Genomic DNA, 12,766 nt, shown 5'->3' on the forward strand with positions numbered 1-12,766 from the left:
GTCAGCCACGGTCAGAGCGTGAAGCCAATGCCTTCGCGTCTGAGCTGTTCGAGTGCCGTTGTGGCGTTCTCATGATGGGGATGCAAGTCCAGCACCTGGCCAAAAGCCTGTGCCGCGCGCTCATAGTCGCCGAATTCCCGGAACATAACGCCCAGACCGAAAATGGCATTGTAGTTATTTGGATTCAGCGCAAGGGCACGCTGGAGGTCATCAAGTGCCGGCCCGTAAAGGTTCGCCTGAAAATAGGCGGTTGCGCGGGCATGCCAGCCTTCGGCAAAATCCGGCGCATGATCCGTGAGCGCCGTAAAGTGTTCGATGGCCAGACGGACATTCTCTGCTTCCATCGCCTCGCGTCCGCGGCTGAGCAGCAGATCCATCGCCGGTGACCCCGACCGGTCCCACAAAAGGCCCAGCTCGCGGTCCAGCCGCGCCGCATCCGATTCGCTGGCCTCAGCCAGCTGATCCAACAGTTCCGCTTCACGCTCCTGCGCCTGGAGCGGCACAGAAAACACAACAAAAACAAAAATTGCCGTAACGGCAGATTTGAGGTTGAGAAGATTGATGCCCATAACAGTCTGGAATGTAACAGGCGCAGCCGGCAAATCCAGACCCCGGTACGCGCCACAGGGCAAAAGGGCCTCACAAATGAGCGATATCGTAGATCAAGCCGTTGCGGCACTGAATGAAAAGCTGGCCGGCGCTGATTTCGGCGGCACGGCAAAATTCGACATTTCGGGCGAAGGTGCGGTGATGATGGACGCGTCCGGTGCCCGCGCCGCCGACGAACCGGCCGATGTCACGCTGAGCGCTGACGCGGATACCTTCCGCTCCATCCTCGAAGGCGACACAAACCCAACCTCTGCCTTCATGTCCGGCAAGCTTTCTGTCGACGGCGACATGGGGCTTGCCATGCAACTGGCCTCGGTTCTGGCCTGATGGACCTCAGCCCCGCTCCTTTTTACACGGACATCAGTCACGGTCCTGAGGGCGGGGCAGCTCATTGGGTAACGGCGGGCGACGGAAAACGGATACGCGTAGGGCACTGGCCGCTCGACGGGGCGGAAGGAACAGTCCTGATTTTTCCGGGCCGGACGGAGTTCATTGAGAAATACGGGCAGATTGCGGCTGCCTTTGCGGAGCGCGGTCTGGCCTCAGTCGCCATCGACTGGCGCGGTCAGGGCCTGTCGGACAGGATGCTGGTTGACCCGCTGGTTGGCCATGTCGATAGTTTCATCGACTATCAGAAAGACGTCGCGGCCCTGATGCGCGCGGTCCGGCAGCTTGGTCTGCCGCGCCCCCTCTATCTGCTGGCTCATTCCATGGGGGGCGCCATCGGGTTGCGGGCCGTTATGGAGGGCCTGGGCGTTCAGGCCGTAACATTTTCGGGGCCCATGTGGGGCATATTTTTTAAACCCCATATCCGGCCTTTCGCTCACGTGCTTGGACACATCATGCCTGTGATCGGCCGGGGTCACCTGTTGCCGCCAGGATCGTCCCCACGGGCCCATGTTCTGACAACAGACCTGGAGACCAACCTTCTGACACGCGACGCGGAACAGTTTGAGATCATGCACCAGCAACTCACGGCGCATCCTGAAATGGAACTGGGCGGGCCAAGTTATATCTGGCTGCGGGAAGCCTTGCGCGAGACGCGGCACCTCCAGGGCAGACCATCGCCCGGCCTGCCCTGTCTGACGCTGCTTGGCAGCAACGAAGGCATTGTCGACGTGCCTGCCATCCACCGGCGCATGGACGCCTGGCCGCGCGGCGAGCTGCAGATAGTAGACCCCGGAGAGCACGAGGTGCTGATGGAAAGCGCCGAACGAACTGAGCCGCTCTTTGACCGCATCACTGCGCACTTCAGGAAGAGCGCGGGCACCTGAGGTCTGGGCAAACCGCGACGCATTGCTAAGTTGGTTCCTATGGCTCGGGAACCGGTTCTGACATTCACGGAAAAAGGCATCTACTGCGCCGCAGGGGATTTCTTCATTGATCCCTGGCGGCCCGTGCACCGTGCTTTGATCACGCATGGGCACGCAGATCATGCCCGCCCCGGCCATGACAGCTACCTTGCCACACATGCTGCCCTGCCCGTGATGCGGCATCGGCTGGGCGATATCTCTGCACAGGGCATTGGCTTTGGGGAAAGCATCCGCATGGGCACAGCGGATGTCTCCTTTCATCCTGCGGGCCACGTTCCCGGCTCCGCACAGATCCGCGTCGCTGTGGATGGTGAGGTCTGGGTTGCCTCAGGTGATTATAAAACCGAGGCCGACGGGCTTTCGGAGACGTTTGAACCGGTGCAATGCCACCACTTCATCACCGAATCCACCTTTGGTCTGCCGGTTTTCAACTGGCAGCCGCAGCAAACAGTCGCCCGGCAGATCAATGACTGGTGGGCCCGCTGTGCGGCTGATGGCAAAACGGCCTTTCTGGGCGCCTATGCGCTCGGAAAGGCACAGCGCCTGCTCAGTTTGCTTGATCCGGAGACCGGACCAATACTGACGCATGGCGCTGTTGAGGCCACAAACCGCGTGTTGCGCGAGCAGAAGATTGACTTACCGGACACCGTTCAGGCAACCGCGGACGTCAAACCCAAAGACTGGCCCGGTGCCATTGTGCTGGCCCCGCCGTCAGCACTCGGGAGCGCCTGGGCCCGGCGTTTCGGGCCACAGGAAAGTGCCTTTGCCAGCGGCTGGATGCAGCTGCGCGGCGTACGGCGCAGACGGGCGGGCGACCGCGGCTTCGTCATTTCCGACCATGCGGACTGGCATGGGCTGCTCGGGGCGATCCGCGAGACCGGGGCCGAAAATATCTATGTAACACACGGGTATACAGAGATTTTCAGCCGCTATCTGAACGAAAACGGGTGGCGTGCGCAGATCGTACCAACTGAATTCGGGGACAGCGACGATGACACGGAGGACGGCGCATGAAGCAGTTTGCCGAACTCTTCAGCGCCATCGACCAGAGCACAAAAACGACCGTAAAGGTCGACGCACTGGCCCGGTATTTCAATGAGGCGCCGGAGGATGACAGGCTCTGGACCATCGCGCTTTTCTCGGGCCGGCGGCCGAAACGTGCGGTGACCACGACCCGCCTGCGCGAATGGGGGGCCGACATGGCCGGCATCCCGCTCTGGCTCTTCGAGGAATGCTATCCGATTGTCGGCGACCTCGCCGAAACCATTGCCCTTGTGCTGCCACCGGGTGAGACACGCGATGACCGGTCGCTCACCGCCTGGATCAATGAGTTGCGCGCGTTGTCCGATGTGGACGAGGACAGCAGGCGCACATTCGTCCGGAATGCATGGCAGGCACTGGGCGGGGCCGAGCGGTTCGTGTTCAACAAGCTCATCACCGGCGGGTTCCGCATGGGGGTCAGCCAGAAACTGATGACGCGCGCCCTGTCACGGGCCACCGGGAAATCAGAAGCCGAACTGGCGCACCGGCTGATGGGCGACTGGCAACCCGACACGACCACCTGGAACGCCCTGATCGAGTCGGACGACCCGGGCGCGGATGCCTCCCGCCCCTACCCCTTTTACCTCGCCTATGCGCTGGAAAATAAACCTGCGGCACTTGGCCCGGTCGCCGACTGGCGGGCGGAATGGAAATGGGACGGTATCCGCGGGCAGCTGATCCTTCGGGACGGCGCGCATTTTGTCTGGTCACGCGGCGAAGAGCTGATGACCGACCGCTTTCCCGAACTGGCACGTGCCTGCGATTTTCTGCCCGACGGCACAGTGCTGGACGGTGAACTGCTGGTCTGGAAAGCGGCCTCCGACAGCCCGGCGAGTTTCAACGCCCTGCAGAAACGGATCGGGCGCAAAACCGTGCCCAAAAAGCTGCTGACGGAGGCCCCGGTGGTGCTTCACGCCTATGACCTGCTGGAATGGGAGGGCCGAGACCTGCGCGATGCACCCTTTGCCAGTCGCCGTGCGCTGCTGGAAAATGCCTGCGCTGACCTGCCGGCGGACGCCCCGGTACGCCTGTCCCCACAACTGTCCTTCGACACCTGGGAAGACCTTGCAGAGCTGCGGGCTGAGGCGCGGTCAGAGCAGGCAGAGGGTGTCATGCTCAAACGCGCAGACAGCCCCTATCTCGCAGGCCGGAAAAAGGGCGACTGGTGGAAATGGAAACTCGACCCGCTCACGATTGATGCCGTGATGATCTACGCCCAGTCCGGGCACGGACGGCGGGCAAATCTGTTCACCGATTTCACCTTTGCGGTCTGGAACGGGAACGACCTGGTGCCGTTCACCAAGGCCTATTCCGGCCTGAAGGACGCGGAATTCCGCGAAATCACGGCCTGGGTGCGTAAAAACACCTTGCAACGCTTTGGTCCGGTGCGTCAGGTGACACCGCACCATGTGTTTGAAATCGCCTTCGAAGGCATCCAGGAAAGCCCCCGTCACAAATCCGGTGTGGCACTGCGGTTCCCCCGGATGTCACGCTGGCGCAGGGACAAACCGGTGCAGGAAGCGAACACTCTGGACGATCTGAAGGACATGCTGCGCATTTATGGCTGACACCGCAAAACCCATGGCAGACATGCCACCCGACCCGCGCGCCCCGCAAAACCCGGTGCCGCAGGGTGCCTGCGACACCCATGTTCATATTGTGACGGCCAGTGGTGAATTCCCGCTCTGGGAAAACCGCGTCGAAGACCCGGTGCACGGCGTCACCTTTGAGGAATGGCTGGATCTTTACCGCGCGCATCTCAGCGCTCTTGGATGCACGCGCGGCGTCATTGTGCATTCGATTCTGCATGGCACCGAAAATGCGGTCACCTTTGAGGCAGTGCGCCGGCTTGGCGACGGATTTCGCGGTGTGGGCCTCCTGCCGGATGGCGCAACGGAGGCACAGATGGATGATTTCGTTGCCCGCAGCATGTCCGCGGTCCGGCTGAACTATGTGCATGGCGGGGTTCTGACCTGGGATGGCGCCCGGGCGATGGCGCCTGCACTGGCCGAACGCGGTCTGCACATCCAGATGCTGGCGCATTCGGACAGACACCTGGAGCAGATTGCGGATGATGTCCGTTACCTGCCCACAGACGTCGTTTTCGACCACATCGGATGGCCCGCGGACGGGCTGAGCGCGGACACCCCCGGCTTTCAGTCACTCTGCGCGCTGCTCGCCGAAGGGCGTGCCTGGGTCAAGCTTTCCGCTGTCTACCGCATGTGCCCTGCCCCCTATGACCGGACAGACGCCCTCGTGGCGGCGCTGATCGCGGCAAATCCGGAACGGTGCCTCTGGGGATCGGACTGGCCGTATCTGATGCTGGCCGATGCGGCCATGCCGGCTAGTGCGGCTGCCCTTCTGGACGCTCTGGACCGTGTTGTTCCGGATGCGGCCACCCGTCAGCGGATACTGGTCGACAATCCAGCGCTGCTTTTCGGCTTTGACAACTGATCCGGTGCTGCCCGCTTGCCCCAGGCGCAGGCGCACCTTACCTAAGACCAAACACTGATGAGGACCGCCCATGTTTCACCTGCCCTTTCCTGTCCGCGACGCCAATGCATCCGGCGCAGCCGCCCCGCTGGGTGACCTGCCGGAATGGAACCTCGATGACCTTTATGCAGGCGAGGATGCACCGGAGCTGAAGCGCGATCTGGACTGGCTGGAGCAGGCTTGCAGCAGTTTTGCCTCAGATTACGAAGGCCAGCTCGAAGGTCTGGATGCCGCCGGGTTTCTGGAGTGCGTGCTGCGTCAGGAAAAAATCAATCAGGTTGCCGGACGCATTATGTCCTTTGCCGGGCTGCGCTATTACCAGCTGACCACCGATGCCGGACGTGCCAAATTCATGTCCGACCACCAGGAAAAAATCACGAATTTCACAACCCCGCTGGTGTTCTTCACGCTTGAGATCAACCGCCTGGAGGATGACCATCTCGATGGTCTGTACGCCCAGAATGCAGACCTCGCGCGCTACAAGCCCGTCTTTGACCGCATCCGCGCGATGAAGCCTTACCAGCTCAGCGATGAGATGGAGAAATTTCTGCATGACCTGGGCGTGGTTGGCGATGCCTGGGAACGGCTTTTTGATGAAACCATCGCCGGGCTGGAATTTGAAGTGGACGGCGAGCCACTGAATATCGAAGGCACGCTGAACCTGCTGACCGACACAGACCGCGCAAAACGCGAGGCCGCCTCGCGCGAACTGGCGGATGTATTTGGCAGCAACATCAAAACCTTTGCCCGCGTTCACAACACACAGGCCAAGGAAAAGGAAATCATGGACCGCTGGCGCGGCATGGAAACGCCACATACCGGACGGCACCTGAGCAACCAGGTCGAGCCGGAAGTGGTCGAAGCTCTGCGCAATGCGGTCGTCGATGCCTATCCTCGTCTGAGCCATCGCTACTACGAGCTCAAACGCAAATGGCTGGGGCTGGACCGCATGCAGGTCTGGGACCGCAACGCGCCCCTGCCGATGGAAGACACCTCAGTGGTCGGCTGGAGCCAGGCCGAAAAGATGGTCATGGACGCCTACAATGCCTTCGACCCGCGCATGGGCGAAATTGCGGCACCGTTTTTCAACCAAGGCTGGATCGACGCAGGCGTGAAACCGGGCAAGGCACCGGGCGCTTTTGCGCATCCCACGGTGACCAATGTGCATCCTTATGTGATGCTGAACTACCTGGGCAAACCCCGCGATGTCATGACGCTGGCCCACGAGCTGGGTCACGGCGTGCACCAGGTCCTGGCGGCAGGTCAAGGCGAAATGCTGTCATCCACGCCGCTGACACTGGCCGAGACCGCATCGGTGTTTGGCGAGATGCTGACCTTCCGCAAGATGCTCGACAACGCAACTGATGACGCGCAGCGCAAGGTCCTGCTGGCGGGCAAGGTCGAGGACATGATCAACACGGTCGTGCGCCAGATCGCGTTTTACGACTTCGAATGCAAGCTCCATGACGCGCGGCGTGGCGGTGAACTGACACCCGATGACATCAATGCGCTCTGGATGTCCGTTCAGGCCGAAAGCCTTGGGCCCGCCTTTGACTTTATGGACGGCTACGAGACTTTCTGGGCGTATATCCCGCACTTTGTGCACTCGCCGTTCTACGTCTACGCCTATGCGTTTGGCGACGGTCTGGTGAACGCGCTTTATGCGGTCTATGCCGAAGGCGACGAAGGATTTGAGGACAAGTACTTTGAGATGCTGAAGGCCGGCGGCTCCAAGCATCACAAAGAACTGCTGGCACCCTTCGGCCTTGACGCCTCTGACCCGGCCTTCTGGGACAAGGGCCTCAGCATGATCTCAGGATTCATCGACGAGCTGGAGGCGATGGAGGGCTAAGCGCCCTGCCCGCCTGCAGCAAAGGTCATATCCATCATAACCTGTGTGCCCTTTGAGAATTCAAGCGGGCACGCATAGGCCTCGCCTGTCCGGACTGACCGGCAAAAGGCCTCGACCTGCAGCACGTAGTGATTGACGCCCGGAAACCGTTCTGTGCGCCGCACCTGGCCCGCGGTTTCAATACTCAGTTCCGCCTGATCATGCACACCGGCATTAAACGGACAGGTGACGCGCAACACGCCTTTGTCTCCGTGGAACACAACTTCCTGTCTGTTGAACAGGCGCATGGACACCACAGCTGAATAGGTAAAGCCGGGGAACTGCGCAGCCATCTGCACGAAGGTGTCCACACCATTTTCATAGTCAATGTGTGCGAATGGAACGGCCTGCGGTTCCTCACCCATCACGTACCGGACCGACCCAAAGGTGTAGACGCCGATATCCGGCAGGCCACCACCGCCCGCACCAGCCTGGTTACGGATGTTCCCGGTATCAGCATTGTAATAGGAAAACACCGCATCCACGTGCCGCACCGTTCCGATGGCTCCTTCGGCCACCAGTTCCCTGGCGCGTACGAATTGCGGGTGGTGCACAATCATAAAGGCTTCTGCCGCCAGGAGACCGCTCTTGTCCCGCGCAGCAATCAGGCGGTCAAACTGATCTGCCTGCAGCGTCATGGGCTTTTCACACAACACATGTTTGCCGGCTTCGAGGGCTTTGAGAGACCATTCCACATGCAGGTGGTTGGGCAGCGGTATGTACACGGCATCGATATCCGGGTCTGACAGCAAAGCGTCATAGCTGCTGTGCACCCGCAGATCCGGCGCAAAGGCCGAAAACCGATCCGCTTTTGCAGGATCTGACGTGCCAAGCGCCGCCAGCCGGGCGCCCCGGGCGGCATGGATCGCCGGGCCCATGTGGTTCGCTGCAAAATTCGCCGCGCCAAGGATGCCCCAGTTCACTGGTTCCATCGTTTTGTCCTCTGAATGTTTGCGCTCACAGTAGCCGGTACAGCACTTCATGCGAACCGTAAACGAAGCACGCCGGGTGATTTATCTCAGCTGGCTGTCCTTTGAGCCGCGCCGGTTGATGCCACCCCTGACCTGGTACCGGCCATCGCGCTCCTGCATACAATCGATGCAGAGCTTCACCCCCGGAAGTGCCTCACGCCGCGCTTCCGGGATCGGTTCTTCACATTCCGCGCAGTGGGTCAGGCTGTCGCCTGTTGGCGCGCGCCGCGCTTTCATGCGCGCGAGCTCATCACTGATGGAGGCTTCAATCTGTTCGTTTACCGCACCGTCCCGTGCCCAGCCGCCTGCCATTCCGCGTCCCCCAATAAAAAACTGCCCGCAAGAATGCGGGCAGCTTCATCAATCCGTCAAGTCCGGCGATCAGGCCGTCGAAAGCATGCCTTTTTCGCGCGCGAGGTCGCGCATCTTTTTCTGCAGCTTTTCAAACGCGCGCACCTCAATCTGCCGGATGCGTTCGCGGCTGACGTTATATTCGGAACTCAGATCCTCAAGCGTGATCGTCTCGTCCGACAGCCGGCGCTGGGTCAGAATGTCCTTTTCACGATCGTTCAGAACACCCATGGCCTCTGCCAGCAGTTCGCGCCGCGCGGTCAGTTCGTTCTGCTCTTCGTAGTCGGTTGCCTGATCGGCATCCTCGTCCTCGAGCCAGTCCTGCCACTGCATGGCGCCCTCGCCCTCTGTCCCGACGGTTGCGTTCAGCGAAGCATCGCCTCCCGACATCCGGCGGTTCATCGAGATCACCTCGTCCTCGGTCACACCCAGATCGGTTGCGATCTTTTTGACGTTATCCGGGTGCATGTCACCTTCTTCCAGCGCGCCGATCTTGCTCTTGGCTTTCCGCAGGTTGAAGAACAGCTTTTTCTGTCCGGAGGTCGTGCCCAGCTTCACCAGGCTCCAGGAGCGCAGGATATATTCCTGAATGGATGCACGGATCCACCACATGGCATAGGTCGCAAGACGGAAACCCTTCTCAGGATCGAACCGTTTGACCGCCTGCATCAGCCCGACGTTGGCCTCGGAAATCACCTCTGCCTGCGGCAGGCCATACCCGCGATACCCCATCGCAATTTTGGCTGCGAGACGCAGGTGTGACGTAACCATTTTGTGGGCGGCTTCAGTGTCCTGTTCCTCGACCCAGCGTTTGGCCAGCATGTATTCTTCTTCCGGCTCCAGCAGCGGGAATTTGCGGATTTCCTGCATGTAGCGGTTGAGACCGCCTTCGGGTGTCGGTGCGGGCAGATTTGCGTAATTAGCCATCGGAGCCTCCCAATGTTTACCAGATTAACATAAATATGGTGTCTGAACCGATCAGTTCAAGTAAAGATGCGAATAAATTGTTAACGCGAACACTAAGCGTATCCGGTTAATAAAATCCTGACATAAAGAGCAGGCGTTAACACTTCACGTACCCGTGCGGTCACAGGGGTTTGCGGTTTATTTCAGCTGTCATTGCAGGACATTCAGAAGATCCGCCATATCACGCGGGGTTTCGGCCTCAAACCGCACTGTTTCTCCGGAACGCGGGTGCTCAAACCCCAGCACTGCAGCATGAAGCGCCTGCCTGGGGAAGCTGCGGACAGCGTCTGATGCTTCTTCGCTGAGGGCTTTTGCCGGCAGTTTCCGGCGCCCGCCATAGGTCGGATCACCCACAAGCGCATGTCCCGCATGCGCCATATGCACCCTGATCTGATGCGTTCTGCCCGTTTCGAGCCAGCATTCCAGCAGGGCCAGACAGGGCGGGTTCCCGAAACGGCCGATGGTCCGCGCCCGTGTGACCGCATGCCGGCCGGTATCAAACAGGACGGCCTGACGCTGGCGGTCGGTTTTGTGACGGGCCAGGCGTGTTGTCAGTTTCAGAATGTTACCCGGCTCGAAACTCGCGCCTCTGATACCACGCAGGCGGGGGTCACTAGCATCGGGAACACCGTAGACGAGCGCGCGGTAGTACCGCTCGACTGTATGTGCTTCGAACTGGGCCGCGAGACTCTGATGTGCGAGGTCTGTTTTGGCCACCACAAGCAGCCCGGATGTATCCTTGTCGATCCGGTGCACAATTCCGGGGCGTTTCAGCCCGCCCACGCCGGACAGCGCATCGCCGCAATGCGCAAGAAGCGCGTTGACCAGCGTCCCGTCGGGTGACCCTGGGGCCGGATGCACGACCATTCCTGCAGGCTTGTTGATCACAATGAGATCGTCATCCTCGCTGACCACGTCCAAAGGAATGTCCTGCGGCAGGATGTGACTGTCCTGCGCCTCTTCCACCGTGATCTCGACGCCGGCACCCGCGATAGCCCGGGCCTTTGCATCCTGCACCACCACACCATCCACGCGCACCGCCCCCTCTGACAGCAAACGTGCGAGCCGCGTGCGCGACAGATGCGCGTCCTCTGGCACATCCCGCGCGAGCGCTTTATCAAGACGCGGCGGCGGGGTATCGCCAATAGTGAAACGGATCTGACGAAGCGGCATGGATAATCCTGAACTGAAACCGGACGATGAAGTGGCGGAACCGGCGAACCTGCGTTTCCTGAGACGGTTGGTGACGGTTCTGACCGCCACGATGATCGGAGGTGTTCTACTGATCATCGCGCTGATTGTCATCCGCTTCTATGACCGGCCCCCGCCCCTGCCGGAAACAATCACACTGCCGGACGGTGCGGCGGCCCAGGCCTTCACCCAGGGCGATGGCTGGTTCGCTGTCGTGACCACCGATAACCGCATACTGATCTATGACAGGGTGACCGGCGACCTGCGCCAGAGCATTACCATAAGCGAATAGTGCCTGACCCGGTCCCGACGAAACGAATCAAATTTTACTAAAGACCGTTTCCTGCCACTTTTTCGCCCCGATCGGGGTGAAACCGGCGTTTTGACCCTGTTCTCTGACCCGGAACAAACCCGGTGCGCCGCCGTTTTTGTCCGTCATTCCGGTATACTTAACCAAGTCCTTATCAACAGTCAGGGCCTCGCTATCCCATTGATGACTGCCGCGGGACAATGACCGAATTGAAATGAAATCAGGGCCGCAATGTGGCACAAACATGGCACGGTCGCTCTGAGCCCTCGTGTTGGTGAGGTGCTGGCGGCTGCTTTTCCGGGGTGGGGGCACACTCTGGGAGTAAACCATGTCTGGTAAACGGTTCTTTGTTGCACCCTCAGCGCTCGCGGCCGCGCTGCTGCTGTCTGCCTGCGCTCAGCCCGTCTCTTCAGTCATCACGCGGGATGCGCAGCTGCAAAACATCCTTGATCTGCCGCAGGACGAAGACTGCTGGTTTGACCGTGTTGACGAAGACTACACCACGTATCTGCTGGCACGGGACAACGGCGAGGATCTCATCGACCGCCTGGTCGAGGCATGCCCGGACATTCAACTGGGTTTTGTCGCCGCAACATCGGGTCCGGGGCCGAGCTACTCCACATATTTCGGCGAACCTCAGCTTGCCAGCGAAGAGATCCGTGGCGACGGCGAAGACGGTCCGGGGTCGTCTGGCGGACCCAGTAACGACAGCCCTGAAGGCCCACAGGACACTGGTGGCTCCAGCGGCACGTTCGGTGACAACGATGGCGACACGGACGGCGACGATGACGACGGCGGCGGTGTTGGCGACAACGGTGACCCGTCCGATGGGGGACAGTCGGGTGGCTTTTCGGGGTGAGGTTTCCGGAATAGTAACCAGTGCTTTGTTAGGAAAGGTCCGTTGCTCCGGCAGCGGGCCTTTTTCACTGCGCGCAGACCTGTCACGCGCATACCGGCATCGGCCAGTTGTTTTTGACGCTCTGTGAAGAAGGGTGGTACCACCTCCCCGGCTCGAACGGGGGACCTCCTGATCCACAATCAGGCGCTCTAACCAACTGAGCTAAGGCGGCACTGCCCCGGATTTATCGCCCGGGTCTGCAGATTGCAAGAGGCTTAAAACTGATATGTCCAGCTCTGCTCTACAAGATCCTGCCCGAAGGAATGCACCGGCACAGAGCTCTCCAGCTGCCATCCATGATGCCAGTAAAGCGCGCAGGCTGCTGCATGGCTTTCATGGGTCCAGAGCTGCATCCCGCTGTACCCCTTTGCCTGAGCGAAACCCATGCAGGTCTCCAGCAGCCTGTGGCCAAGGCCCCGGCCGCGGGCTTCGGGCACAAGCAGAAAAAGCCTCAGTTTGGCCGTCGTTTCATTGAGCCGGACACAAAACACGGATCCCAGCCTTTCGGCACCATCACAGGCAATCCACCCGCGTTCGCAAGCGGGATCATGATCTGCAATGAACGCGTCCAGGATCTCCGCCACCAACGCGCCAAAGGATGCGTCAAACCCCTCCTCTTTCGCGTAGTGCAGCGCATGCTGTGCGACCAGCCAGTCACGGTCCGCCGCCTCAAATGCCCGTATGTTTGCCTCTGTCATAACCGGAGCAAACAGCAATCTGCCTTGCCATTCA

At 60.4% G+C, this 12,766-nt stretch carries 14 protein-coding genes and 1 tRNA gene; 8 read left to right on the forward strand and 7 right to left on the reverse strand.

Annotation, left to right across the window (positions count from 1 at the left end; genetic code table 11):
- Nucleotides 1–11 precede the first annotated feature (11 nt).
- Complete coding sequence (locus tag AB4K19_RS09935; protein ID WP_375228228.1) at nucleotides 12–569, reverse strand: tetratricopeptide repeat protein; 558 nt, start codon at nucleotides 567–569, stop codon at nucleotides 12–14.
- A 76-nt stretch (nucleotides 570–645) separates the two neighbouring features.
- Here AB4K19_RS09935 and AB4K19_RS09940 point away from each other — a divergent pair, with 76 nt between their 5' ends.
- From AB4K19_RS09940 to AB4K19_RS09965, 6 genes are all read left to right on the forward strand, one after another.
- Complete coding sequence (locus AB4K19_RS09940; protein WP_375228229.1) at nucleotides 646–936, forward strand: SCP2 sterol-binding domain-containing protein; 291 nt, start codon at nucleotides 646–648, stop codon at nucleotides 934–936.
- Nucleotides 936–1,883 (forward strand): alpha/beta fold hydrolase, encoded by a 948-nt coding sequence (locus AB4K19_RS09945; protein ID WP_375228230.1) that lies wholly within the window; start codon nucleotides 936–938, stop codon nucleotides 1,881–1,883. The genes AB4K19_RS09940 and AB4K19_RS09945 overlap by 1 nt, the downstream gene beginning before the upstream one ends.
- Nucleotides 1,884–1,922: 39 nt before the next feature.
- On the forward strand, nucleotides 1,923–2,936 hold the full coding sequence (locus AB4K19_RS09950) for a ligase-associated DNA damage response exonuclease (protein WP_375228231.1): 1,014 nt from the start codon (nucleotides 1,923–1,925) through the stop codon (nucleotides 2,934–2,936).
- Nucleotides 2,933–4,531: an ATP-dependent DNA ligase gene (locus AB4K19_RS09955; protein ID WP_375228232.1), complete on the forward strand. Its 1,599-nt coding sequence runs from the start codon at nucleotides 2,933–2,935 to the stop codon at nucleotides 4,529–4,531. Before AB4K19_RS09950 ends, AB4K19_RS09955 begins: the two co-directional genes overlap by 4 nt.
- On the forward strand, nucleotides 4,524–5,417 hold the full coding sequence (locus tag AB4K19_RS09960) for an amidohydrolase family protein (protein WP_375228233.1): 894 nt from the start codon (nucleotides 4,524–4,526) through the stop codon (nucleotides 5,415–5,417). Before AB4K19_RS09955 ends, AB4K19_RS09960 begins: the two co-directional genes overlap by 8 nt.
- A 70-nt stretch (nucleotides 5,418–5,487) precedes the next feature.
- Nucleotides 5,488–7,308, forward strand: a complete 1,821-nt coding sequence (locus AB4K19_RS09965) for a M3 family oligoendopeptidase (protein WP_375228234.1) — start codon at nucleotides 5,488–5,490, stop codon at nucleotides 7,306–7,308.
- Here AB4K19_RS09965 and AB4K19_RS09970 read toward each other — a convergent pair.
- The 4 genes from AB4K19_RS09970 to AB4K19_RS09985 form a co-directional block, all read right to left on the reverse strand.
- The gene (locus AB4K19_RS09970) at nucleotides 7,305–8,279 is read right to left on the reverse strand and encodes a Gfo/Idh/MocA family protein (RefSeq protein ID WP_375228235.1); all 975 of its coding nucleotides are present in this window, start codon (nucleotides 8,277–8,279) and stop codon (nucleotides 7,305–7,307) included. The two genes, AB4K19_RS09965 and AB4K19_RS09970, sit on opposite strands and share 4 nt — an antisense overlap.
- A gap of 81 nt (nucleotides 8,280–8,360) precedes the next feature.
- A complete protein-coding gene (locus tag AB4K19_RS09975; RefSeq protein WP_375228236.1) occupies nucleotides 8,361–8,630 on the reverse strand; it encodes a DksA/TraR family C4-type zinc finger protein in 270 nt (89 codons plus the stop codon).
- A gap of 69 nt (nucleotides 8,631–8,699) precedes the next feature.
- Nucleotides 8,700–9,596, reverse strand: coding sequence for an RNA polymerase sigma factor RpoH (rpoH, locus tag AB4K19_RS09980; RefSeq protein WP_375228237.1), 897 nt, complete (start codon nucleotides 9,594–9,596; stop codon nucleotides 8,700–8,702).
- Nucleotides 9,597–9,785: 189 nt separating this feature from the next.
- Complete coding sequence (locus tag AB4K19_RS09985) at nucleotides 9,786–10,808, reverse strand: RluA family pseudouridine synthase (RefSeq protein ID WP_436397469.1); 1,023 nt, start codon at nucleotides 10,806–10,808, stop codon at nucleotides 9,786–9,788.
- On the opposite strand from AB4K19_RS09985, the gene AB4K19_RS09990 reads away from it, so the two are divergent.
- Together AB4K19_RS09990 and AB4K19_RS09995 are read left to right on the forward strand one after the other, a co-directional pair.
- A complete protein-coding gene (locus AB4K19_RS09990) occupies nucleotides 10,807–11,118 on the forward strand; it encodes a DUF6476 family protein (RefSeq protein WP_375228238.1) in 312 nt (103 codons plus the stop codon). The two genes, AB4K19_RS09985 and AB4K19_RS09990, sit on opposite strands and share 2 nt — an antisense overlap.
- 346 nt (nucleotides 11,119–11,464) lie before the next feature.
- Nucleotides 11,465–11,995: a hypothetical protein gene (locus AB4K19_RS09995; protein ID WP_375228239.1), complete on the forward strand. Its 531-nt coding sequence runs from the start codon at nucleotides 11,465–11,467 to the stop codon at nucleotides 11,993–11,995.
- 134 nt (nucleotides 11,996–12,129) lie between these two features.
- Here AB4K19_RS09995 and AB4K19_RS10000 read toward each other — a convergent pair.
- Nucleotides 12,130–12,206, reverse strand: a tRNA-His gene (locus AB4K19_RS10000).
- Between the two features lie 43 nt (nucleotides 12,207–12,249).
- Nucleotides 12,250–12,732, reverse strand: a complete 483-nt coding sequence (locus AB4K19_RS10005) for a GNAT family N-acetyltransferase (RefSeq protein WP_375228240.1) — start codon at nucleotides 12,730–12,732, stop codon at nucleotides 12,250–12,252.
- Nucleotides 12,733–12,766: the final 34 nt, after the last annotated feature.

It is taken from the genome of Roseobacter phycocola, assembly GCF_042055075.2.
Classification (GTDB): domain Bacteria; phylum Pseudomonadota; class Alphaproteobacteria; order Rhodobacterales; family Rhodobacteraceae; genus Roseobacter.